Raw genomic sequence first — 23,451 nt, 5'->3', positions numbered from 1 at the left:
CATAGCCGGACCAGCACGGACCTTTAACGGGAACGAGGCGTCAAATCAGCAGGGAACCCAGAAAAATGCGCAGATCGGGAATCTTGGGCGGCAAGTGGCCCGGCGGCACCAGGGCTACCGTGGCGGACCGGGGCCAGGCCAGGGGCCGCACCGGCATAACGACCCCCAGATACGCCGTCGGCACTACGGCCACGCTGCCCACCAGCTTCTGCAGCAGGGGCGCTACGCTGGTCAGCTGCTGCTCGCCGCTGCCGGCGTGGGCGTGCTGGGCGGCGGCAGACCGCTTCACCGGCTGCCGGGCGCAGGCGTCGGCGCGGGTGTGGTCTTCCAGGTGGTGATGGTGGGCCTGGGGCATGCCCGGCAAGTGCAGGTGGTCCCGAGTAGATGCCAGGCGGGCCCAGGCCGCCAACGGGCCCAGCAGCGCGCTCAGGAACACGACCAGCAGGGTCGAGGCCATAACGCGGATGGTGGAGCGGGACAAAAGCAGCATAAGCGGGTCAGCGGGTCGGCAAAGGTAGAAACAGGGCGCTTACGTTGAAGTTTGGGCGACTAATCTAGCGGTACGGACCGTGAGAGAAGAACGGCATGCCGCGCCGTACTCGGTTACGGTTCATTTAGGCTGGGCAGTTGCGGGTTATTGGCCATATTTGGCGCCTGTTGCGCTTTCCTAAGCCGGAGCTTTGCGCCTGTATTTATCCTAACCGTCTATGCTGCACGCTGCCACCTTCACCTTTCTGGCCGACTTACGCGCCAATAACAACAAGGCCTGGCTCGACGCCAACCGGCCGGCCTACGAAGCCGCCAAAGCCGACTTTCTGGCGCTGGTAACCGAAGTACTGAGCCAGCTCGAAGCCCAGGACCCAGCCATTGCCGAGTCGCACCTGCAGCCCAAGAAGTGCGTATTTCGCCTTAACCGGGACATCCGCTTCTCGAATGACAAGACGCCCTACAAAACCAACTTTGGGGCCTGGTTTAACGCCGGGGGCAAGGCGGCGGCCTCGGCCGGCTACTACCTCAACCTGGAGCCCGGCGGCTCTTTCGTGGCGGGCGGCATGTACATGCCCGAGGCCAAAGTGCTGGCTACCCTGCGCCAGGAAATCGACTACAACCTGCCCGCCTTCGAGGCCCTGCTGCACGCCCCCGAATTCCGCCGCTACTTTTCCGGCCTGAGTCAGGAGCACACCCTGCAGCGCCCGCCCAAGGGCTACGACGCGGCCAACCCGGCCCTGGCCTACCTCAAGCTCAAAAGCTTTACCGCCTCCCATCCCTTGCCCGACGCGGCCCTGCAGCGCCCCGGCGTAAGTCAGCAGATTACGGCGGCCTTCGGTGCTTTGCAGCCGCTTATTTATTTCCTGAACCAGGGCCTGGACTAGCATGGGCCGAGGGTAGCCTCTACGGCAACTACCACGTCTTTCTACCTTATTACTTCCCCTAAGCCGGCTCCCGGCCGCTCCCTCAATGATCCAACTGCTGCCCTTGCACGATGACCAGGCCCCGGCTTTCCACCGCTGGATCAGTGACCCCGAAGTTGTCCTCTATTCCCTGTCGGCTTTTCAGGCTATGACTACCCTGGAGCAGGTAGCGGAATGGCTCCGCCTCACGCTGCAGGATACCAAAAGCCTTAATCTGGGCGTTTACCTGGCCCCAACCAACGAGTTGATTGGGTACGCGGGTATCTCCAATATTTCCCGGATTAACCGCGCCGGGGAGTACTTTATTCTGCTGGGCGAGAAGCGCTACTGGGGCCAGGGCATCGGCACGGCCGTTACGCGGCAGGTTGTCAGCCGGGGCTTTCAGGACCTGGGCTTGCAGCGCATCATGCTCACGGTGTCCGTACCGAACGAGGGTGGGGTAAAGGCCTATCAGCGGGCTGGCTTTCAGCTGGAAGGCCGCTTGCGCAAGGCCTGTTACCGCCACAATGCCTTTCACGACAAGTTGGTGATGTCCGTCTTGCGGGAAGAGTGGCTGGCCGAGTCGGAGGCCGCAGGGTAGGGCTGGCCCCGCGACTCACGTTGAGCGGTTTGCCCAGCCTGGGCGTCACCAAACCGGCGCGGGCACGTAGGTACAAGCATCAGCCATTGTTGCCCCTACCACTATGCTGTATTCTTCTACCATTCGCCCCGCGGCATTGACGCTGCTGCTGGGCCTGGGCGCCTGCAGCCTCGACCTCAACGAGCGGCCCAATGCCAACAACGACGCTACCGCCTCCACCGTGCCAGCTGCTACCCTGCAGGAAGTGCGCTGGGTGCTGGTAGAACTCGATGGACAACCGGCTACGGCCGCCGCCGAAACGCCCTACCTGGTGCTGCAGGGCGGCCGGGCCCGGGCCGAGGGCCGCGCCGGCTGCAACAAGTTTTCGGGCCCCTACAAGCTGGCCGAAGCCGGCCGCCTGCGCCTGGGGCCCCTGGTCACGACCCGCAGCATCTGCCCCGACCAAGCCACTGAAATCAGCTTTCTGCAGGCTCTCAACCAGGCCCAGCAGTACCGCATCAGCGGCAGCACCCTGCGCCTTTACGCCGCCGATACCCTGGGCACCCCGCTGGCCCGGCTCAAGGCTGTGGCCGCTGAATAGCCGCACTCCTAAACCGTAGAGACATACAAAAGCCCCACCTAGTCTACCAGGTGGGGCTTTCGTGCTTCGGAGTGGTTGCCTGGGCAATCGGGCGGTTTCGTACTGGGTCTACTTTCCTGCCTAGTCGATTTCCCGGGTCGTTTCAAACAAGAACCAGGTGCGGCGCTCGGCCTCGTCGATGTAGTTTTCCAGGATGCTGGCCGTGGCTACGTCGTTGGCCTCGTCGCAGCGGGCGTGCAGCTCCCGCATGCCCTGGGCCAGCACCTGATTGTCGGCGGCCAGCGTGGTCAGCATGTCGTGAGCCCGGACGCTGGGCGTGTCATCATCCGCAATGCGCTGGAGCTGGGCTATTTCGCCGACGGAGCGCAGCGTGGCAAAACCCAGGGCCCGGCCCCGCTCAGCTACGGGGTCAATGGCGGCCAGAATCTGCTGGCTTTGCTCGTCGAGTAGCAGGTGGTAGTCGCGGAAGTGCCGGCCGCTCATGTGCCAGTGGTAGTTCTTGGTCTTGACGTAGAGGGCAAACAGGTCGGCCACCAGGCGGCGCAGGCCCGCGGCGACGGTTTCGCGACCTGCTTCGTCGAGGTCGGAGGGCGTGGCCAGCAGGGAAGGTTGCGTATGCAGAGTCATGGAGGTTGAGTAGCAGCAAGTAAAGCGTCGATACCTTAAACAATTGGGGGCAGGCTGGCTTCCAGGCGGGCCCGCAGCGGCTCGTGCTGCTTGGGCAGCTTCAGGCCGGTGCCCAGCTCAGCCAGGGGCTCATCCACGGTGAAGCCCGGGTTTTCGGTGGCAATTTCGAACAGCACCCCGCCCGGCTCCCGGAAGTACACCGAGTGGAAATAGTCCCGGTCAATTTGCGGGGTGGGCTGCAGGCCTTTCTCGATGAGCTTTTGGCGGATGGCCAGCTCGGCCGCGTCGTCTTTTACCCGGAAGGCAATGTGGTGGACCGAGCCGCCGGCCGTTACGCTGCGGGCCTCGCCGGGCACTTCCACCAGGTCAATGAAGTTGGCCGTCGGCACGGCGTCGGTGGCGTAGCGGTAGCGGTTCACGTGCTGCTCCACGAGCTGGTAGCCAAACACGTCGGTCAGGATTTCGGCTGTGCGCTGCACGTTGGCCAGCGTGAGCGTAACGGTGTGAAAGCCGCGCGTGGCTACCTCGGCGCTTACTTCGGTCGTCGTCCAGGGCGTGCGGGCATCGGGGGTTTTGGGCACAATCAACTCCAGCTTCAGTCCGTCGGGGTCGAGGAACGTCAGATACGGCTCCCCGAATTTCTCGCTGGGCTTGTTGTAGGTCACCCCGTGCTGCTCGAAGCGCCGCATCCAGAAGTCGAAGCTGCCGGCGGGCACCGCGTAGCCGATTTCGGTGGCCTGCCCGGTGCCCCGCCGCCCGGGCGTGATATGCTCCCAGGGAAAGAAGGTGAGAATGGTGCCAGCCGAGCCGGTTTCGTCGCCAAAGTAGAAGTGGTAAGTGCCGGGGTCGTCGAAATTGACGGTTTTCTTCAGAAAGCGCAGGCCCAGTACTTTGGTGTAGAAGTCGTGGTTGCGTTGGGCCTGGCCGGCAATGGCCGTGACGTGGTGCAAACCCAGAATGCGGTGTTCCATAGAGTTGAGAAAAAGAAGAGTTGAGAGAAAAGCCACCCGGCACAGCGGCCCGGTACTGCCTGCCGGCTAGGAGGCCGCGCCGAACAGCAGCCGGTTGACCTCGCTGATTTCGGCCGGCGTGATGGTGTGGCCCATGTGGGGGTAAATCTGCTCGGTGACGGCGGCGCCCAGGCCGCGCAGCACCTGGGTGGAGGCCCGCACCCGCCCGGCCGGCACGTGGGGGTCCGGGTCGCTGCTGCCCAGGTAGATGGGCGTGCCGGCAAAGTCGCCGGCGTAGTTTTCGAGGTAGAGCTGGTCGCCGATGAGGCCGCCGGTAAAGGCTGCCACGCCCCCGTAGCGGGCCGCGTGGCGGGCCACGTATTCGAGCGTGAGGCAGGCGCCCTGGGAGAAGCCGAGCAGGTAGATGTTTTCCAGCGGAATGTCGTGCTGTCGGGCCTCGGCCACGGCCCGGCCCACGGCGCTCAGGGCCGCTGACAATCCCGGCTCATTGTGCGCGGGCGGGGCCAGGAAGGAGTAGGGGTACCAGGTGTGCTGGGTGGCCTGGGGCGCGAGCAGGGCAAAATCGGGCACGGCCAGGTGGCGGGCCAGGGAGAGAATGTCGGCCGCGCTGCCGCCGCGGCCGTGCAGCAGCACCAGGGCCTTGGTGGCCGTAGCCAGGGGCTGGCCAGCGGTGTGAATCGGTTCTTGATGCATGGGGTAGGGGCTGGCCGAAATTCCGCAGCACAAGCCGGGCGGGCCAGGGGCAAAGGACCGATACCGCCGGCCGCGGCGCGATGGTCAAACCCTGCAATCCGAGGTATATTTCACGGTTGCGGGCCGCCGCCGAGAAGCCGCAGCTGGTGAAGCCAGCGCGGCCGCCGGTTCTGGCGCGGCAGCGCGATGCGGTGCGCGGGCAGCTGCGCTGAGTTAATGAAGAGCCGGTTTTGGCCTGATTCAACCTGCTGGAATGCCGCATTGCCCGCCTGCCCCAGCCCGAATCCAGAAAATATACCTCCGATTGCAGGATACGGCTATGGAGCCGGACTGGGGCCGGCGGGACCTTTGAGCAGCTCGTCGCCGCGCCGTCCAGTACTGCGGCCGGGCCCCGGATTTTTCACTTATTCCTGCTGTACCTATGAAACCCTCGCCCCAGCTGCTTACGCCCACGAATCACGCCCTGGTTCTGATTGACTTTGAAGGGCAGATGGCCTTTGCCACCAAGAGCATCAGCCTCACCGAGCTGCGCACCAACACGGCCATTATTGCCGGTGCCTCGCGCATTTTCTCGGTGCCCACCATCGTCACTACCGTAGCCGAGGAGGCGTTCAGCGGGCCGGTGTTTCCCGAAATCGAGGAGTTCTACCCCCAGGCGACGTCCAACTACCTCGACCGCACCACGATGAACACCTGGGAAGACGAGCCCGCCTACCGCGCCATTACGGCCACGGGCAAGCCCAAAGTCGTGCTGGCCGGCCTCTGGACCGGCGTCTGCATCGTGGGCCCGGCCCTGTCGGCGTTGGCCGAGGGCTACGAGGTGTACGTGGTGGCCGATGCCTGCGGCGACGTATCGACGGAAGCCCACGAGCGGGCCATGCAGCGCATGATTCACGCCGGCGTGCGGCCCATTACGGCCGTGCAGTACCTGCTGGAGCTGCAGCGCGACTGGGCCCGGCAGGAAACCTACGCGGCCGTAACGGACCTGATGAAAAAGTACGGCGCCGGCTACGGCCTGGGCATTCAGTACGCCCACCGCATGCTCAAGCACGAAGCCGCCGTCAGCGAGTAGCCATGCCCGCCGAGCTGATTCTCTACAACGGCCGCTTCCACACCGTGGATGCCCGGCAGCCCGCGGCTACGGCCGTGGCCATCGAGGCGGGCCGCTTCGTGGCCGTCGGTGACGACGCGGCCGTGCTGGCCCTGGCCGGCCCCAACACGGTACAGATTGATGTGCAGCGCAAACGGGTCATTCCGGGCCTCAACGACTCCCACATTCACCTGATTCGGGGCGGGCTCAACTACAACCTGGAGCTGCGCTGGGATGGGGTGCCTTCCCTGGCCGATGCCCTGCGCCTGCTGGCCGCCCAGGTGGCCCGCACGCCTTCGCCCCAGTGGGTGCGGGTGGTGGGCGGCTGGACCGAGCAGCAGTTTGCCGAAAAGCGCATGCCCACGCTCGACGAGCTCAACGCCGTGGCCCCCGATACGCCGGTATTTATCCTGCACCTCTACGACCGGGCCCTGCTCAACCGCGCGGCGCTGCGGGCCGTGGGCTACACCCGCGACACGCCCGCCCCGCCCGGCGGCCAGATTCAGAAAGACGCCCATGGGGAGCCCACCGGCCTGCTGCTGGCCACGCCCAACGCCATGATTCTGTATTCGACCCTGGCCAAGGGACCCAAGCTCAGCCTGGAGTACCAGCTCAATTCCAGCCGGCACTTCATGCGCGAGTTGAACCGCTTCGGCATTACCAGCGTGATTGATGCGGGCGGCGGCTTTCAGAATTTCCCCGACGACTACGAGGTCATCAACCAGCTGCACGCCCAGGACCAGCTCACCGTGCGCATTGCCTACAACCTGTTTACCCAGCGCCCCAAGCAGGAATACGAGGACTTCGAGAGCTGGACTAAATCGGTGAAGCTCTACCAGGGCGACGATATGTACCGTCACAACGGGGCGGGGGAGATGCTCGTCTTTTCGGCTGCCGACTTCGAGGACTTCCTCCAGCCCCGGCCCGACTTGCCCGCCACCATGGACGCCGAGCTGGAGCGGGTGGTGCGCCTGCTGGTCGAGAACCGCTGGCCGTTTCGCCTGCACGCCACCTACAACGAGAGCATCGGCCGGTTTCTGGACGTGTTTGAGAAGGTCAACCGCGAGGTGCCTTTCGACGGGCTGCCCTGGCTGTTCGACCACGCCGAAACCATTGATGAGCGCAACATCGACCGGGTAAAAGCCCTGGGCGGCGGCCTGGCCATTCAGAGCCGCATGGCCTTCCAGGGCGAATATTTCGCCGAGCGCTACGGCATCGAAGCCGCCCAGCACACCCCGCCCGTGCAGCGCATGCTGGCCGCGGGCGTGCCCGTGGGCGCCGGCTCCGACGCTACCCGCGTGAGCAGCTACAACCCCTGGGTGGCTTTGTACTGGCTGACGGCCGGCCGCACCGTGGGCGGCATGCAGCTCTACCCCGAGCACAACCGCCTGAGCCGGGAAACGGCCCTGGAACTCTACACCCGCGGCAGCGCCTGGTTTTCCAACGAGCAGGACAAGAAAGGCAGCATCACGGTGGGCCAGCTCGCCGACCTCACCGTGCTCGACCAGGATTATTTCACCGTCGAGGAGGAAGTCATCAAGCAGATTGAGGCCGAGCTGACCATCGTGGGTGGCCGGATTGTGTACGCCAAGGGCGGCTTCGGCTCCTTCAGCCCCGAGCCTCTGCCCATCCTGCCTGACTGGTCGCCGACGGCTTTGCAGAACGGCTACTACCCGGCCAACCCTGCCTACCGCGTGACGGCCAACCGCCCACCCGCCGCCGATAGTCCGGAAGCCCGGGCCGCCCAGCACCAGCTGTTGAGCCGGGTACACCAGTGCGTGGGCAGCTGCGGCGTGCATGGCCACCGCCACGAGCAGGCCCGCCTGAGCCGGGTGCCGGTCAACAACTACACCGCTTTCTGGGGCGCGCTGGGCTGCTCCTGCTTTGCTTTTTAAGGTTAGAACCAACTTTCTCTTATGCTCGACCTGCTGAAAAACCTGCTCTACACCGACGTGGGCAGTAGCCTGAACAACTGGGCCCTGCTGGGCTTTCGGGTGTTGCTGGCCCTGGAGCTGTTTCGGGTGCACGGGCTGCGCAAGTTTCAGCCCCAGGCCGGGGAGGCGCCCGAAGTGGTGCCCAACCCGCTCGGGCTGCCGGCGGCCCTTAACCAGCTGGTTGCCACCTTCGCCGATACCGTCGTGCCAGCCCTGGTCATTCTGGGCGTGGGCACGCGGCTGGCCGTGCTGCCCACCATCGGCGTCACGGCCATCGGCTACTTCGTGGTGCACCGTCGCGACTCGGTGGCCGTGCGCGACGTGCCCTACGTGTACACCATCTGCTTTCTGCTGCTGCTGTTGCTGGGCCCCGGCACCCGCTCGGTCGACTATTACCTCTGGACGCTGCTTTCCCGCTAATTCTTCTGTATGGAGCTTCTGGCCAACCGTATCCAACTGCTGAGCGTGGTGCTGACCCTGGTGGCCGGCTTCTGCGACACGGTCACCTTCGTAGCTGCCGATTCGCTGTTTTCGGCCCACGTTACCGGCAACTTCATCGTCTTTGCCTACGACGCCGTGCACCAGGTCGAAAGCCACGCCTGGACCAAGCTCTGCAGCTTCCCGGTGTTTGTGGCCGCCGTGGCGGCGGGGCGCTGGGTGGGAGGGCGCAGCCAGAACCGCTACGCCCTGCTGCTCTGGGAAGGTGCCCTGCTGGTGCTGGCTGGGTTGCTGGCCTTGGGCCTGCAATGGTCGGGCCACGGCACGGCGGAGCTGCTGCAGGCGGCGGCCTTGCTGGTGGTGTTTGCCATGGGCCTGCAAAACGCCTTCGGCCGCCTGTTTGCCAAGGAAACCTATGGCCCCAGCACCGTGATGACCGGCAACGTGACCCAGGCTACGCTCGACGTGGTGGCCGTGCTGAGCGCCGCCGCTACTCCCGAACAAGCCGGCTCATTGCGCAAGCAGCTGCTGGTAATTGGGGCCTTTCTGCTGGGCTGTCTGCTGGGGGCCGTAGCCGCCAAAACCGCGGGCCTGGGCATAGTGGCCGGGGCCGGCCTGCCCTTGCTCGGGCTGGCGCTGGGCTGGCACCGGCAGGCCCGACGGGAAGCCTAACCAGCCTCGTTTTGACCTTTACTTCACCTTGTAGCTTTTATGGAGCCCCACCTGTTTTCGCCTCTGTCCATTCGTAGCGTACAGCTTAAAAACCGGCTGGTGATGTCGCCCATGCAACAGTACAGCAGCCCCGACGGGCTGGTGGGCGCCTGGCACCTGGTGCACCTGGGCAGCCGGGCCGTGGGCGGCATCGGGCTGATTATTACCGAGGCTACGGCTGTGTCGCCTGAAGGCCGCAACACGCCTTTCGACACGGGCCTGTGGAACGAGGCCCAGGTCGAAGCCTGGCGACCCGTCGTGAGGTTTGTGCAGGACCAGGGCGCCAAAATTGCCGTGCAGCTCTGGCACGCCGGCGGCAAGGGCAGCCACGCCCACCCGGCGGCCGGCTTTCATCACCTGCCCCCAGATCAAGGTGGCTGGATAACCAAGAGCGCCTCGGCCGTTTCCCTCGACCAGCAGCACACGCCCGAGGCCCTGACGGTAGCCGAAATCCAGACCCTGATTGCCGAGTTTGCCCAGGGCGCCCGGCGGGCCGTGCAGGCCGGCTTCGATGCCATTGAGCTGCACGCGGGCCACGGCTACCTGTTCCACCAGTTCTACTCGGCCCTGGCCAACCACCGCACCGACGACTACGGCGGCTCTTTCGACAATCGGGTGCAGCTGCTGCTGCAAACCGTGCAGGCCATCCGGGCCGTCATCCCTGAGGCCATGCCGCTGCTGGTGCGCCTCTCCGCCGTCGACTTTTCCGCCGAAGCTCACGCCTGGCACCTAGCCGATTCGGTCCGGCTCACCAGGCTGCTGCAGCAGCACGGCGTCGACGTGGTGACGGCCTCGGCCGGCGGCTTCAGCGCCCCCGAAAAGTCCCAGGTTGGCCCGCTGTACCAGGTGCCCTACGCCGAAAAAATCCGGGCGGAAACCGGGGTGCTGACCGGGGCCGTGGGCCTGATTACCACGCCCCAGCAAGCCAATGACCTGATTGCCAACGGCCAGGCCGACCTGGTGCTGCTGGCCCGGGAGCTGCTGCGCGACCCGTATTTCCCGCTGCGCGCCGCCGCGGTGCTCGGGGCCGCAACCGCGGCGCCCGTGCAATACGGCCGCGCCTTCCCCACTCACCGCCCGCACTAACGCGGCCTGGGCTCGGGGCCGCCTTAATTCCGGTAAGCTCCGCCGCAGAGGAATACCGGCGGGCGGGGCTTCCCCTTTTTCGACTTCAACTAACCCAACCATCGGCCAGCCAGCTTTTTGCGCCTGGCCTCTTCACCTGCTTGTTGATGAATACCTACGATACCCTGACCGAGGCCATTGCCGACCTGCGCAAGCGCGACTACGTGCTCGACTACAACCTGACCGGCGCCGGCGCCCAGTGCCAGCAGCTGCCCGAAATTCTGGGCCCCGAGGAGCTGGATATCCAGGAAGTGCACCGCTTCGAGGGCGACTCCAACCCCGATGATAACACGGTGCTCTACGCGGTTCAGTCGCGCAAGAATGCCGGCAACAAAGGCCTGCTCGTGGCGGCCTACGGGGCCGACGTGGACGCCCAGGCCGCCGACTTTATTCGTCGCCTCCAGCTGCCCTCGGCGCAGTAGCTCTGTGCGTTGTTGCCGATGAGCCCGCGCCGACTGCCCCGCCTGGGCCTGCTGCTGAGCTTGCTCGGCGGAACCAGCGCCGGCTACGCCCAGCACCAGCAGGCCCCGCCGGAGTACCGCATGGAGCGCGCCCAGGAAGACTACCGCTACCTGGCCGCCGATACCACTACCGTCCGCCCCGACCTGTTCGACCCCGTAAAGTTTATTGCGCTTAACCCAACCAAAACCAGCTACCTGAGCCTGGGCGGCGAAGTCCGGCTGCAGTACGTGCGGGTGCGGCACAACGACTGGGGCGCCGGCCCCGAGGACGACAACGGCTACCTGTTGCAGCGCTATATGCTGCACACCGACTGGCAGCTGGGGCCGCACGTGCGCGTGTTCGGGCAGCTGAAAAGCGGCTTGGTGGCGGGCAAAGCCTTCGAGCCCGAGTCCACCGAAAAAGACCAGCTCGACCTACACCAGGCCTTCGTGGACCTGCGCACCGCCGCGGGCCCCGGTCAGCTGACGCTGCGCCTGGGCCGGCAGGAAATGGCCTACGGCTCGTCGAGGCTGATTTCCTGGCGGGAAGCGCCCAACGTGCGCCAGACCTTCGACGGGGGCCGCCTGCTCTGGCACACGCCCGCGCTCCAGCTCGACGGTTTCGTGACCCGACCCGCTACCACCAAGCCCGGCGTCTTCGACGATGCGCCTAATCCAAACGTGTGGTTTTGGGGCGTGTATGGGGTCAAAACCATCCGGCCCCTGGGCGGTGGGCTCGACGTGTACTACCTCGGCTTCCGGAACACCCAGGCCCGCTACCAGCAGGGGCGGGCGGCTGAGCGGCGGCACTCGGTGGGGGCGCGGTGGTGGGGGGCGCCGGGTTCCTGGCGCTACAACGTGGAGGCCGTCTACCAGTTCGGGCAGTTTGGCCGTGGCGCCATCCGAGCCTGGACGGCCTCCGGGGAGTTTGGCTACGCCTTTGAGGCGCTGCCGTGGCGGCCCTTGCTGCAGCTGCGCACCGAGTACATCAGCGGCGACGAGAATCCGGAAAGCCCGGCCCTGCAAACCTTTAACCCGCTGTTTCCCAAGGGGGCGTACTTCGGGCAGGCGGCACTTATAGGGCCGGCCAACCTGCGCGACATTCACCCGGTGCTCACCCTGTACCCAACCCGCAGCAACGACTTCACTCTGAGCATCGACTGGGACTTTTTCTGGCGAGCCCGCCGCACCGACGGCCTCTACAGCGTGCCCTACGTGCTCAGCCGCCCCGGCACCGTGGCTCAATCAGCTTTTATCGGCGACCAGCTGACGGCGGAGCTGGACTGGCAGGTGCAGCGCCACTGGGAGCTGGAGCTATTTATGACCTACTTCCGGGCCGGCGCCTTCCTGCGCGAGTCGGGCCCCGGCCAAGACCAGACCTACCTGTCGCCCCGCGTGACCTTCCGCTTCTAAGCTTCTGCTGCTGCTGCCTGCCTTCCCACCCGCTATTCTTACTCTATGCCCTCGACTTTTATTCTCGTGCACGGCGCCTGGTCGGGCCGCTATGCCTGGGCCGTGGTGCAGCCCCTGCTGAAACAAGCCGGGCACCGGGTCGTCGCCTTTGACCTGCCCGCCCACGGCGACGACGTGACGCCCGCCGCCGGCCTCACGCTCAGCAGCTACGTGCAGGCCACCATCCGCCGTATCGAGGCCGAAGCCGGGCCGGTGGTGCTCGTCGGCCACAGCCTGGCCGGTATGATTATCTCGCAGGTCGCGGAGCTGATTTCCCACCGCATCAGCCGGCTGGTGTACCTCTGCGCCTACCTGCCGGCCGACGGGCAAAGCGCCTTCGACTTCCGCGACGCCGACAGCCTGCTGCCGCCCAACCTGGTAGTAGCTCCCGACCAGCAAACGGCCACCATCCAACCCGCGGCCATCGTGCCCATCTTCGCCGCCGACTGCCCGCTGGCCGTGCAAGAGCTAGTTGTGGCCCGGCACCGGCCCGAGCCCCTGGCCCCGTTTCAGCAGCGGGTAATGCTGACGGCCGCCAACTTCGGGCAAGTGCCGAAGTTCTACGTCGAAACCCAGCACGACGTGGGCATTAGCACCCGGCTGCAGCGGCAGATGCTGCTGGCCAACGGCTCCGTAGCTGACGTCGTAGCCCTAGACTGTGGCCACAGCCCTTTTTTCGCCCAGCCCGAAGCCTTGGTTTCGGTACTAACAGGCTTGTAGCAAAGGCCTTGGGTTTATAAAAACAGCTGTCATTGCGAGGAGGCACGACATTCCGCGAATCAAGCGGCGGCAATCCGTCCTCTGCGAAGGTAGTCTCATTCTTAACCCACAAAGCCCTTTACCGCGCCGGCAGTAAAGGGCTTTGCATCTTGAGAAATATGTAATAGATGAGGAAGGTCACGCCGCTTGATGCGCAGAATGCTTTGCTCAGGATGAAAAAGATAATGTGCCGTTAGCTACACCCTACGCCACGGCCAGCTGCAGCGGGTGGTACTGGGCTCGGGTTTGCTGCTTGAACTGGGAAAACGTGAGGCCGGTGCAGCGCTTGAAAAGCTTACTGAAATGGGCCACGTCCTCAAAGCCCAGCTGGTAGGCCACTTCTTTCAGGGGTACGTCGCTCAGCGTTATCAGCCGCTTGGCCTCCAGCACGATGCGCTGCCGGATATGCTCACTGGCCGGCTGGCCGGTTTCCTTCCGGATGCTCACGCTCAGGTGGTTGGCCGTCACGTGCAGGCGCTGGGCATACTCCGCCACCGATTTCCAGGTGGTGTAATTCGCTTCCAAAAGCTGCTGAAACCGGCCCAGCAACCCGGCCTGGAGCAGCGGCGTGGGCGGACTTTGCTGCTGGCGCAGGCGGCTGCAATACAAGAGTAGGGTTTTGAGGTAGGAGCGGAGCAGGTCTTCGCGCAACAGCGTGGCCCCGGCGGCCTGCCGCTGCATGCTGGTCAGCAGAAAGGCCATATCGGTGGCCTGCTCGGCGGGCACCTGCAGGGGCTCGGTGGCCGCTGGGTGAAACAGCTGAAACAGCAGCAACTCCCGCTCGTGACCGGCCAGGCCCACAAATTCGTCGGTGAAGCGCAGCACCTGCCCCTGGGCCCGGGCCGGCACGGTAGCCAGTGCGGGTTGCCCGGGCCGGCTCAGATATAATTCCCCACTCGCCTGCGCCGACAGGATGGCGGGCCCGGCACCCAGGCTTGGCTCGTCTACCAATATCAGGGTGTAGAGGGCCGACCCGGGACGCTGACTCTGGGGTGCGGCGGGCTGCTGCCGGAGCCAGGCCAGCGGGTGAATATCGAAGGGCGGCAGGGCAGCGGGGGCGGGGCGGAAGTCGATGGCCGTTTTCATGCGCTTACCAGGGCTTGGGTGGTTAGCAGCCGGCGGTAGTCGGTGGGCGTCGTGTCGTAGTGCTTTTTAAAGAGCTTGTTGAGGTGGCACACATCGGTAAAGGCCAGCTCGTCGGCAATCTGCGACACGGTGCGGGTGCTGCGCAGCAGCAGGGTTTCGGCCAGCTTGAGCTTGTAGCGCAGGATGTACTGCCGCAGCGACTCGCCCGTTTCCTGCTTGAACACCGCGCTCAGGTGCTTGGGCGAGTAGGCAAACTCCGAAGCCAGCCGCTCGACCCGTAGGCAGTCAGGCTGGCTGATGTGGCGCTGGATGTAGCGCAGCACCCGTTGCACCAGATTGCCCGCGTAGGTAGCCGCTGGCCAGGACCCGGGCAGGCAGTCGGGGAGGCGGCGGCCCACGAAGCTCAGCACGGCCCCGAGCAGCGACTCGGCCAGGGTGTCGTTGAAAGGCTGCCCGGGCTTGTCGTGCTCCGTAAACAGGATGGTGAGCAGGGCTTCCACCTGCTGCTGCTCGGCGGGCTCCAGGGTAATGCAGCCCGGCAGCCCCAGCGCGGCGTGCAGGGTATAGTCGCGCAGCAGCTGCCAGGCCCCGGTGTGCCGGCCGGAGGTGGTCAGCCCGGTCAGGTAGGCCTCCGTAAACCGCAGCACGCCAAAGCTGGTAGGCTGGTCGATGGCGAAGGAATAGCGGGCAGCGGGGGCCAGCAAGAACAGGTTGCCGGTGCGGTAGCGCAGGTGCTGGTCGTTGACGAGGTAGGCCCCGCTGCCCTGGCGGATGCTAATCAGCTCGAAGTGGTGGCGCAGGTGGCGCGGGCCGGGCCAGGCGCCCAGCTCAAACTCTTCTACCACCAGGGGCTCGGGTTGGATAGCGCTTTTCATAACGTACGGAAGTAGGCAGGAGCAAAGAATTGAGACGTTTCAGCTCGACCGTTACGAACGGGGTGCCAACTGCCCGCTACTACATATTATGTTATTTATATTGCTGATATACAGATAGTATATAGGTAAATATGCTTTGCTAAGCACAGCCGTGGAACCTCCGATACTGCGTAGCCTCCGATATTTCGGAGGCAAAACCGGCGGTGCGTCGGAGGCGTCGTACCTTGCCGCCGGGTTGCCTTGCGGCTCGCCACAGCTACTTCACTTTCTTATGCTAGCACCCAGCACAGAACTTTCGCCCGCGGCCAGCATCCTCATTGTCGAAGATGAGTTTGTGATTGCCAACAACCTGCGCCGCATCCTTACCCAGGCCGGCTACCAGGTCCCGAGCCTGGCCAAAACCGTGGCCGAAGCCCGGCAACTTATTGCCCAAAACACGCCCGACATCGTGCTGCTCGATATTTTTCTGCGGGGCGAAGAAACCGGCATCGACCTGGCCCAGGAGCTGCAAGAGGCCCACATTCCGTTCGTGTACCTGTCGGCCAACCTCTCCGACAGCGTCCTGGAAGCGGCCAAGGTGACCCAGCCCTTCGGGTTTCTAAACAAGCCGTTCCGGGCCAAGGACGTGCTGACTACTCTGGAAATAGCCCGCTACCGCCACGCCCACAGCGAGGAAGCCAAGCTGCGCCGGCAGCAGCAGATTCAGGTGGCCGTCAACAACGCCATTATCACCCTGCACGACCGGGACCAGCTCAGCCTGGCCATTGCCGCCCAGATTGATAAGCTCGTGCCGTTTTCCTTTCTCAACCTGCGCATTGCTCTGCCCGAGGAGCAGTCATTTTACTGGGTAATGCTGCGCAAAACGGCCCTAGGCACGTTTGAACGCATCCATTTGCCCGTCTTGCTGGGCCCCAACGCCTCCGATGAGCTGCTGGAAAAGCTGACCCAGGAAACCCCCGACCAGCTGGGTGAGCAGCCCGGCATCTTTACCGGGCCCGACTTTGAAGCCCTCTGCGCCGAGTACCTCACCGCCCGGGCCATCCGCGACACGTTTGGGGTGCAGTCGTTGCTGGTGTTGCCGGTGGTGCTCAAGCGCCGCTCCTTTACCAACCTGCAGCTGGCCCGCACCGATGCGGCCGGCTTCACGGCGGCCGAGTACGAGGCCGTTCGCCTGACCACTTCCCAGATTGCCCTGGCTCTGGATAACCTGCTGGCCTGCGAGGAAATCGACGAACGGCGCCGCCTCAAAACGGCCGAGCTGGCCGTAGCCAGTGCCTTTCAGAATGGCAAAAGCATGGCCGAAATTGTGCCTGCCGTGGCCGCTGCCCTCAACGAGTTGCTGCCCGGCATTGACTTGCTGAGCATCTATCGGGTGGGGCGGGCCGCGGGCAGCACCCCGTCCGACGCGGTAGCTCAGAAAAAGGACGGGCAGTTTAGGCTACTGCCCGCCGCAGAAATGATCCCGCCCGGCACCACGTCGCCGCTCGGCTGGCAGCAGATACTGGCCGATATGGAACCCTGGCTGTTGCAGCCGACGCTGAACGTGGGCCGGCAGGCGGCCCAGGTGCGCGACCGAAACCCCGTGACCCGGCTCTACGGCGACCAGCTGAGTTTGCAGTCGTCGATGTACGTGCCGGTCTTTATCAAGGGCGAGGCCGTAGCGGCGTTGGTGGTGGCCAGCAAGGCCGCTTACGCCTTTACACCCAAGGACCTGCAGACCCTGCAAAGCCTGGCTGCCGAGCTGGCCCTGGCCCTGGACAACCTGCTGGCCTTTGAGCGGATCAAGGCCCTGAGCGAGCAGTTGGAGCAGGAGAAAACCTACCTGAGTGAGGAAATCAAGACCAGTCACAACTTCGGGGAAATCGTCGGCAGCAGCCCGGCCCTGCAGAGCGTTTTTACCAGCATCAGCCAGGTAGCGCCCACCGACTACACCGTGCTGGTAACCGGCGAAACCGGCACCGGCAAAGAGCTGGTGGCCCGGGCCCTGCACAACCTCTCCAAGCGCCGCAGCCGCACCATGGTGAAGGTGAACTGTGCCGCGTTGCCGCCCCAGCTGATTGAGAGTGAGTTGTTCGGGCACGAGAAAGGCGCCTTCACGGGTGCCCACGACCGGCGCATCGGCAAGTTTGAGCTGGCCCACGGCAGCACCATCTTCCTCGACGAAATCGGGGAGCTGCCTCTGGAGCTACAAGCCAAGCTGCTGCGGGTGCTGCAGGAAAAGGAAATCGAGCGGCTGGGCGGCAAAGGCCCGATTCAGGTCGACGTGCGCATTGTGGCCGCCACCAACCGCCACCTGCAGCAGGAAGTAGCCGCCGGCCGCTTCCGCGCCGACTTGTACTACCGCCTCAATGTGTTTCCGCTGCTGGTGCCGCCCCTGCGCGAAAGGCCCGAGGACATCCTGCCGCTGACCATGCACTTCCTGCAGAAAATCAGCAAGCAGCTGGGCAAGCCGCTCACGGGCCTCTCCAACGCCATGCGGCGGCAGCTAGAGCAGTACAGCTGGCCCGGCAACGTGCGGGAGCTGGAACACGTGCTGGAGCGCGCCGCCATCATGGCCCGCACCACCACCTTAGAACTCCCCGAGCCCCTGGTAGCCGAGCCTGGGCCGTGCGCTGCGGCGGCGGCTCCCGCGGCCGTGAAGCCCATGCAGGACGCCATGCGCGAAACCATCCTGGCTGCCCTGGCCCAGGCCAACAACCGCATCCGGGGCCGGGGCGGAGCCGCCGAATTGCTCCACCTCAAGCCCACCACGCTGGAGTCGCGCATGAAAAAGCTGCAAATTAACCGGCCCGGGGAGTAGCGCGAACTTTGGCTACGCCGGTACGGCCGACACTACGGCTGCGGTGCCCGGCACCGGGACGGCGGCGAAACGCAGGCTGATGCAGACTCCCGGCGAGTGGGTAATGTGCAGGGTGCCGTCAATCTGGGCGCTGAGTCCGCGCATGATGGTCAGGCCCATCGTGTCATGCTCTTCCACGTCGAGGCCGGCGGGGAACCCCACGCCGTCGTCGGCAATGGTGAGCTCGTAGCGCTGGGGGCTGGGCTCGGTCAGGGCCACGGTGATGCGGCCGGGCTGGCCTGCCGGAAAGGCGTACTTCAGGGCATTGGTCAGAGCTTCGTTGAGAATCAGACCCAGGGGTGTGGCCAGCGTAACGTCCAGCTCCACGGGCGCCACCTGTAGTTCCATCTGCACGGTGTCCTGCTGGTCAAACGATTCGAGCAGGTGCTCGGTGATGTCCTGAATATAGGCGGCCATATTCACCACCGAGAGGCTGGCCGACTGGTAAAGCTTCTGGTGAATCAGGGCCATAGCGTGCACCCGGTTCTGGCCTTCGCGCAGGGCGGCCAGGGCCCCGGCATCGTGTAGGTAGTCCGACTGCGTAGCGAGCAGGCTGCTGATAACCTCCAGGTTGTTCTTGACGCGGTGGTGAATTTCCTTGAGCATCCAATCCTTTTCCCGCAGCAGGCGCTGCAATGCTTGATTCTGCTTGTCGATTTCCTGGCGCTGGGCTTCCAGCAGGCGGTTGCTGCGCTGCTTGAGGCGGTAGCGGTTGTAGCCCAACCCCAGCAGCCCGATGAGCAGCCCCCCGCCGACCAGAAAGGCATTGCGCTGAAACTCCTGCTGCCGGAGGCGGACCTGCTGCACCTGGGTTTGCTTGGTGAGCAGGGCAATGTTCTGCTCCTTCTTGTGCGTGTCGTACTGCACTTCCAGGCTGGCCAGCTGCTTGTTCTTGGATTCGTTGAAGATGGAGTCATTCAGGGCCTTATAGCGTTGGTAGTGCCCAATAGCCGCCTGGTAGTTGGTTTCGGCCGAGTCGACTTTAAACAGGAGCAGCTCCAGCTTGGCGGCTATGGCTACGTTGTTGGCCCAGGGCAGCGCGGCCTGGGCCCGGCGCAGAAAGTCCCGGGCTTTGGCGTACTGCCGGCTGGTCACACTCAGCTGCCCCAGCCGGTAGTAGGTGTCCAGCTGCTGGGGGTAATCGTCGGCATACATTTTCTTTACCTGCAGGGCCCGCACCAGCTGGTCTTTGTAGTGCTCGGCCCGGGCAAAGTCTCCGGTAGCGGTGTAGCACGTAGCCAGGGCCAGGGCGACAATGTAGCGCTGGTGCTCATTGGTGGGCGGGTAGGCCTGAATTTCCTGCTGGTAAAACTTCAGCGCCTGCTCGGGGTGGTGCTGGGCAATCAGCACGTAGATAATACCGCCGGCTATGTCGAGAATCTGCGAAACGTTTTTCTCCTGGTGGGCCTGTCGCAAAGCCAGGCGGTAGTAGGTCAGGGTTTGCTCCAGCTGGTTCAGGCCGGTATACACCGTGCCCACGGTGGTGTAGAAATACGGCAGCAGGGCCGTGTCCCGGGTGGCCCGGGCGCTTTCGACGGCGGCCAGCCCGTAACGCAGGGCTTCTTTGTAATTGCCGGTATTGCGGTGCACGGCCCGCAGCAAATCGTAGGTGTAGTGCAGGTGGCGGTAACCCGCGGCCCGGTACAGGGCCACTACCTGCAGCAGCTCGGTTCGGGCCTGGGCCGCGTTGCCCTGCAACAGGTGCATATCGGCAATGCTTTTGAGCACGTAGGCGTGCTGCGCCCGGTCGCCCAGGTTCTGATACAGCTGCATGGCCCGGGCAAAGCAGCGGATGCGCTCCGGCATTTCGTCGGGGTTGCGGGCGTAGGTGGTAGCCCAGTAGTACCAGCCGTCGGCCGCAAGGTGCCGGGCCCCGAGCTGCCGGCTCCGGGTCAGCCCTGGTTGCAACCATCCCCGGGCCGCGGCCGGCTGGCCCGTGCTGAGCAACAGCCGCCCCAGGGCGTATTGGCTGCTAATCTGCCCAGGGGCAAAGCCCAGGGCGTTACTCAGGCGCAGGGCTCGGCGGGCGTAGGCATCGGCACTGTCCAGGGGCAGGCCCAGCTCGTCGTGCCCCGAAATTAGGTCGTGGCTGAGCGTCAGCAGGGCTTTTACCCGGTTGGTGTCGGGCAGGCCCTGGCGCAGGCGGGCGCGCAGGCTGTCGGTGGCCGCACGGCTGAGTAGGGGGTAAAGCGGCTCGGCCTGACTGGCAAAGCCGGCAAGCAGGAAGAAAACGAGCAGCAGCCGGGGCAAGCGGCGGACGGGGTAGGGCATACAAGCAGGAAACTACGGGCAATTTCGCCCGCCGGAGGCGAGCAAACCGCACTGCCAGCATAAAGTACCGATTTATCCGGGTTTTCTACCGCGGGCCGGGCCGGGGCAGCGGCTACGTTTGTGGCGTCAGCAAGGTGCTGCCGGTCCCGCGCCCGTGGGGCCTCGACTCGTCACTTCTCTACCTGTTTTTTGCCATGAGCAACCTCACTTTCCCCGCCCCCGTGCCTGTTGCCGAAGATTCGGCCATTTCGCGGGAAGTAAAAACCTTTCTGGCCGCGCTGAACGGCGCCGGCGGTCCGCCCCTGGAAACCCTCTCGCCCGAAGCCGCCCGCCAGGTATTGGTTGGTGCCCAGGCTTCGGTCAACGTCGATTTGTCGGGCATCGAGGTCAGCCAGAAAACCATTACCCAGGACGGCTACACGGTGCCTCTGCACATCGTGCGCCCCACCGGCACTTCTGGTACGGTGCTGCCCGTGTTCATCTTCATTCACGGCGGCGGCTGGGTGCTGGGCGACTTCCCCACCCACCAGCGTCTGGTGCGCGACCTGGTCGTGGCCTCGGGCTTCGCGGCCGTATTTGTGAACTATACGCCCACACCCGACGCCAAGTACCCCCAGGCCATCCACGAAATCTACGCCGCCACGAAGTGGGTAGCTGAGAACGGGGCAGAACTCAACGTGGATGGCAAGAACCTGGCCGTGGTCGGCAACAGCGTCGGCGGCAACATGACGGCCGTAACTACGCTACTGGCCAAGGAAAAAGGCGGCCCCCACATCAAGCTGCAGATTCTGTTCTGGCCCATTGTGGCGGCCGACTTCGAAACCGAATCCTACCAGCAGTTTGGCCAGGACCGGTTCCTGACGACCTCGCTGATGAAGTGGATGTACGACCTCTACACCACCGACCCCGAGGAGCGCGCCCAGATCTATGCTTCCCCGCTGAACGCCACCACCGAGCAGCTGCAAGGCCTGCCGCCGGCCTTGATTCAGGTAGCCGAAGCCGACGTGCTCCGCGACGAGGGCGAAGCCTACGGCCGTAAGCTCGACGAGGCCGGCGTGCCCGTGACTACCGTGCGCTACAACGGCATGATCCACGACTTTGGCCTGCTCAACGGCCTGGCCGAGCTGCCCCAGGTACAGGCCCACATCCGGCAAGCCGCCACTGAATTGAAGAAATACCTCGGTGCCTAAGCTGACGGGAGTAGCCCCAAGCCTCTTGTTAGCGCCTTTTCCGGTATCCTAACCACACATTTTATGACCGAAAACACTGCGTCCGCTGCGCGCGTCAAGAATATCGTACTCGTACACGGCACCTGGGCCGACGGCTCCAGCTGGGCCAAAGTTATTCCGCTGCTCCAGGCCCAGGGCTACCACGTCACGGCGGTCCAGAACCCACTGACTTCGTTGGCCGACGACGTGGCCGCCACCCAGCGGGCTTTGGCCTTGCAGGATGGCCCCACGCTGCTCGTGGGCCACTCCTGGGGCGGGGTGGTCATCACCGAAGCCGGCAACGACCCCAAGGTGGCCGGCCTGGTGTACGTGGCCGCCGCGGCTCCCGACGAGGGCCAGTCGTTTCTGGAGCTGGTGCAAACAGCCCCGGCCACGCCCGGCAACGACGAAATCCGGCCCGATGCCCAGGGCTACGTGAGCATGACGCCCAAGGGCATCGTGGAGGACTTCGCCCAGGACTTGCCCCCGGCCGAGCAGCAGTTGCTGATTTCCACCCAGGGGCCCCAGGCGTTTTCGGCGTTGCAGGAGAAAATCACCAAGGCGGCCTGGAAAACCAAGCCTTCCTGGTACATCATTGCCGGCCAGGACCGCATGATTAACCCCGACCTGGAACGCACCCTGGCCAAAAAGCTCAACGCCACGACGACCACCGTGGAAGCCAGTCACGTGGTCATGCTTTCCCAGCCTGAGAAAGTAGCCGCCGTCATCATTGCCGCCGCCAACCACGTAGGCGTGAGTGTAGCCGCTTCCTAGAGGCTGACGAAAACCCAAAAGCCCACTCCCGGACCGGCTGGTCTAGGAGTGGGCTTTTGCGTGCGGAAGGGCCGCAGGTTGGCCGCGCCCTGAATTGTCGACTTTCGCGGCGTATCGGCCTCAACCCTAATGATTGGTTCACTTCTCAACGTTCCCAAAACGCTGATTTGCGGTGAGGTTCGTGAGCTCCTGGCTTTTCGGACAAATGGGACAAGGATAAGCCGGACAATGGCAGGGTTTTTTGGCTGACTCAGCGCCGAGGGCTAGCGGCTGCTCTGCTCTTCCATGTTCAGGTTGTTGTCGAAGGGGCTCTTGGTGAAAGGGTGCTTGAGCTGCTTCAAGTAGCCTTTGGGGTAGGAGCCTTCCCGCACCCCGGTAGCTTCCGGCCACTCGTTGCCGGGCAGGTAGTAAGTGCCAAAAAGGCGGTCGATGAGGGGAAAGTGGATGGCGAAGTTCTTACCGTAATGGGCCGGGTCTTCGCAGTGGTGCCAGTGGTGAAACTGGGGCGTGACGAGCAGGTATTTCAGCCAGCCGAAGTTGAGGCTGGTGTTGGCGTGAATCAGCACCGCGTGAATGGACACGAACAGGATGTAGGCGTTAAAGGTCAGCTCCGAAAACCCCAGCACGTAGAGCGGAATAAAGGAAATAGACCGGGTCACGAAGATGTCGATGAAGTGGGTGCGCGAGCCGGCCAGCCAGTCCATAGCCTGAGTGGAGTGATGCACCGAGTGGAAGCGCCATAAATACACGTGGGAGTGGAACAGGCGGTGGGCCGCGTACTGAAACAAATCGGTGACGAGCAAGGCCAGCAGAAAGCCCGCCACGAAGGGCAACGCCTGCACCCAGTGCTGCAGCGGAGCCAGGCCCATCCAGCCGAAAAGCAGCTTGGCCGGGGCCTGGGTAATGACGCCGAAAAACTGCACGAACAGGTGGCTGATGGCAAAGTACACTAGGTCGGTGCGCCACTCGGCGTGAAAGCGGGCCTGCTTTTCGTGCCGGGGCCAGGCCATTTCAATGGGTACGAAAATGACGGCCATCAGCAGCAAGTCGAGCAGAAGCCAGTCGAGGCCGATATGCCAGAAAGTTTTCTCCACGGGCCGGGGCTGCACCGAAAAGCCCCCAATAACCACGGCCATGGCCGACAGCACAATGCCCATGACGGCGTGCTGCTTGCGCTGGCTGAGCAGAAAGCTGAGCGTGGCAAAAAAGAAGGACGCCACGATGACGGCCACCAGCAGGGTTTTCATCAGCTCCCCGGTGTAGATTTCCCGAAACTCGGGCGTGGTCAGGTACTCAGGGTAGTGAAAGCACAGCACCGCGCACAGGGCCAGCATCGAAAGGAAAATCGAGATATAGCCACTGACGTAGCCCTGGCCAAAGTAAAAGCGTTGCTTAAGGGAAGTAGTGCGGGTCGGCATGCCGGAAGAATGGATTAGAAGCGTAAGATGCAAAAACTGCCGCGGCAAGTATAGAAGAATCTGCATAAACCAGTCCGCTTATTCGGCGCGGGCTGGCTTTGCTGCTGGGGCGGTGAGCCGAGAAAGGCCCGCCCGGCAAATAGCAACGGCCGCCCCGGATTCCGGGGC

At 64.2% G+C, this 23,451-nt stretch carries 22 protein-coding genes; 14 read left to right on the top strand and 8 right to left on the bottom strand.

Annotated elements, in window-relative coordinates; genetic code table 11:
- Positions 1-40 precede the first annotated feature (40 nt).
- The gene (locus MUN80_RS21170) at positions 41-490 is read right to left on the bottom strand and encodes a hypothetical protein (protein WP_244716061.1); all 450 of its coding nucleotides are present in this window, start codon (positions 488-490) and stop codon (positions 41-43) included.
- A gap of 217 nt (positions 491-707) precedes the next feature.
- On the opposite strand from MUN80_RS21170, the gene MUN80_RS21165 reads away from it, so the two are divergent.
- The 3 genes from MUN80_RS21165 (at position 708) to MUN80_RS21155 (ending at position 2,572) form a co-directional block, all read left to right on the top strand.
- A complete protein-coding gene (locus tag MUN80_RS21165) occupies positions 708-1,373 on the top strand; it encodes a DUF2461 domain-containing protein (protein WP_244716059.1) in 666 nt (221 codons plus the stop codon).
- An 85-nt stretch (positions 1,374-1,458) separates the two neighbouring features.
- Entirely contained in the window at positions 1,459-1,992 is a 534-nt protein-coding gene (locus tag MUN80_RS21160) for a GNAT family N-acetyltransferase (protein WP_244716057.1), read from the top strand.
- A gap of 103 nt (positions 1,993-2,095) precedes the next feature.
- Complete coding sequence (locus MUN80_RS21155) at positions 2,096-2,572, top strand: META domain-containing protein (protein WP_244716055.1); 477 nt, start codon at positions 2,096-2,098, stop codon at positions 2,570-2,572.
- Positions 2,573-2,692: 120 nt separating this feature from the next.
- On the opposite strand, the gene MUN80_RS21150 is transcribed toward MUN80_RS21155, so the two are convergent.
- From MUN80_RS21150 to MUN80_RS21140, 3 genes are all read right to left on the bottom strand, one after another.
- Positions 2,693-3,199: a Dps family protein gene (locus MUN80_RS21150; RefSeq protein WP_244716053.1), complete on the bottom strand. Its 507-nt coding sequence runs from the start codon at positions 3,197-3,199 to the stop codon at positions 2,693-2,695.
- A gap of 35 nt (positions 3,200-3,234) precedes the next feature.
- The gene (locus MUN80_RS21145; protein ID WP_244716051.1) at positions 3,235-4,170 is read right to left on the bottom strand and encodes a ring-cleaving dioxygenase; all 936 of its coding nucleotides are present in this window, start codon (positions 4,168-4,170) and stop codon (positions 3,235-3,237) included.
- A 66-nt stretch (positions 4,171-4,236) separates the two neighbouring features.
- Positions 4,237-4,863 (bottom strand): alpha/beta hydrolase, encoded by a 627-nt coding sequence (locus MUN80_RS21140; RefSeq protein WP_244716049.1) that lies wholly within the window; start codon positions 4,861-4,863, stop codon positions 4,237-4,239.
- A gap of 421 nt (positions 4,864-5,284) precedes the next feature.
- Between MUN80_RS21140 and MUN80_RS21135 the strand changes: the two genes are divergently transcribed.
- The 8 genes from MUN80_RS21135 to MUN80_RS21100 all read left to right on the top strand — a co-directional run bounded on the left by MUN80_RS21135 (position 5,285) and on the right by MUN80_RS21100 (position 12,773).
- Positions 5,285-5,935 (top strand): hydrolase, encoded by a 651-nt coding sequence (locus tag MUN80_RS21135; protein ID WP_244716047.1) that lies wholly within the window; start codon positions 5,285-5,287, stop codon positions 5,933-5,935.
- Between the two features lie 2 nt (positions 5,936-5,937).
- Complete coding sequence (locus MUN80_RS21130; protein WP_244716045.1) at positions 5,938-7,848, top strand: amidohydrolase; 1,911 nt, start codon at positions 5,938-5,940, stop codon at positions 7,846-7,848.
- Between the two features lie 21 nt (positions 7,849-7,869).
- A complete protein-coding gene (locus tag MUN80_RS21125) occupies positions 7,870-8,307 on the top strand; it encodes a DoxX family protein (RefSeq protein ID WP_244716043.1) in 438 nt (145 codons plus the stop codon).
- Between the two features lie 9 nt (positions 8,308-8,316).
- Entirely contained in the window at positions 8,317-8,997 is a 681-nt protein-coding gene (locus MUN80_RS21120) for a YoaK family protein (RefSeq protein WP_244716041.1), read from the top strand.
- A 39-nt stretch (positions 8,998-9,036) separates the two neighbouring features.
- The gene (locus tag MUN80_RS21115) at positions 9,037-10,122 is read left to right on the top strand and encodes an NADH:flavin oxidoreductase/NADH oxidase (RefSeq protein WP_244716039.1); all 1,086 of its coding nucleotides are present in this window, start codon (positions 9,037-9,039) and stop codon (positions 10,120-10,122) included.
- Positions 10,123-10,268: 146 nt separating this feature from the next.
- Complete coding sequence (locus MUN80_RS21110) at positions 10,269-10,583, top strand: phosphoribosylpyrophosphate synthetase (RefSeq protein ID WP_244716037.1); 315 nt, start codon at positions 10,269-10,271, stop codon at positions 10,581-10,583.
- A gap of 18 nt (positions 10,584-10,601) precedes the next feature.
- Positions 10,602-12,014, top strand: coding sequence for an alginate export family protein (locus tag MUN80_RS21105; protein WP_244716035.1), 1,413 nt, complete (start codon positions 10,602-10,604; stop codon positions 12,012-12,014).
- A gap of 45 nt (positions 12,015-12,059) precedes the next feature.
- Entirely contained in the window at positions 12,060-12,773 is a 714-nt protein-coding gene (locus MUN80_RS21100) for an alpha/beta fold hydrolase (RefSeq protein ID WP_244716033.1), read from the top strand.
- 243 nt (positions 12,774-13,016) lie between these two features.
- Here the strand turns inward: MUN80_RS21100 and MUN80_RS21095 are convergent, their stop codons facing one another.
- Positions 13,017-13,898: a helix-turn-helix domain-containing protein gene (locus MUN80_RS21095; RefSeq protein WP_244716031.1), complete on the bottom strand. Its 882-nt coding sequence runs from the start codon at positions 13,896-13,898 to the stop codon at positions 13,017-13,019.
- Positions 13,895-14,773, bottom strand: coding sequence for an AraC family transcriptional regulator (locus MUN80_RS21090; RefSeq protein WP_244716029.1), 879 nt, complete (start codon positions 14,771-14,773; stop codon positions 13,895-13,897). Before MUN80_RS21090 ends, MUN80_RS21095 begins: the two co-directional genes overlap by 4 nt.
- Before the next feature lie 271 nt (positions 14,774-15,044).
- Here MUN80_RS21090 and MUN80_RS21085 point away from each other — a divergent pair, with 271 nt between their 5' ends.
- Positions 15,045-17,573 (top strand): sigma 54-interacting transcriptional regulator, encoded by a 2,529-nt coding sequence (locus tag MUN80_RS21085; protein WP_244716027.1) that lies wholly within the window; start codon positions 15,045-15,047, stop codon positions 17,571-17,573.
- A gap of 12 nt (positions 17,574-17,585) precedes the next feature.
- Here MUN80_RS21085 and MUN80_RS21080 read toward each other — a convergent pair whose 3' ends face one another.
- Positions 17,586-19,883, bottom strand: a complete 2,298-nt coding sequence (locus MUN80_RS21080; protein WP_244716025.1) for a histidine kinase dimerization/phosphoacceptor domain -containing protein — start codon at positions 19,881-19,883, stop codon at positions 17,586-17,588.
- Between the two features lie 194 nt (positions 19,884-20,077).
- Between MUN80_RS21080 and MUN80_RS21075 the strand changes: the two genes are divergently transcribed.
- Both MUN80_RS21075 and MUN80_RS21070 read left to right on the top strand, forming a co-directional pair.
- Positions 20,078-21,073, top strand: coding sequence for an alpha/beta hydrolase (locus MUN80_RS21075; RefSeq protein WP_244716023.1), 996 nt, complete (start codon positions 20,078-20,080; stop codon positions 21,071-21,073).
- A 63-nt stretch (positions 21,074-21,136) separates the two neighbouring features.
- Entirely contained in the window at positions 21,137-21,865 is a 729-nt protein-coding gene (locus MUN80_RS21070; protein WP_244716022.1) for an alpha/beta fold hydrolase, read from the top strand.
- Between the two features lie 263 nt (positions 21,866-22,128).
- Here the strand turns inward: MUN80_RS21070 and MUN80_RS21065 are convergent, their stop codons facing one another.
- On the bottom strand, positions 22,129-23,283 hold the full coding sequence (locus MUN80_RS21065; RefSeq protein WP_244716020.1) for a sterol desaturase family protein: 1,155 nt from the start codon (positions 23,281-23,283) through the stop codon (positions 22,129-22,131).
- Positions 23,284-23,451 lie beyond the last annotated feature (168 nt).

The organism is Hymenobacter cellulosivorans (genome assembly GCF_022919135.1).
GTDB lineage: Bacteria > Bacteroidota > Bacteroidia > Cytophagales > Hymenobacteraceae > Hymenobacter > Hymenobacter cellulosivorans.
Note: the sequence above shows the minus strand (reverse complement) of the source record. Positions and strands in the feature narration are given on the sequence as shown.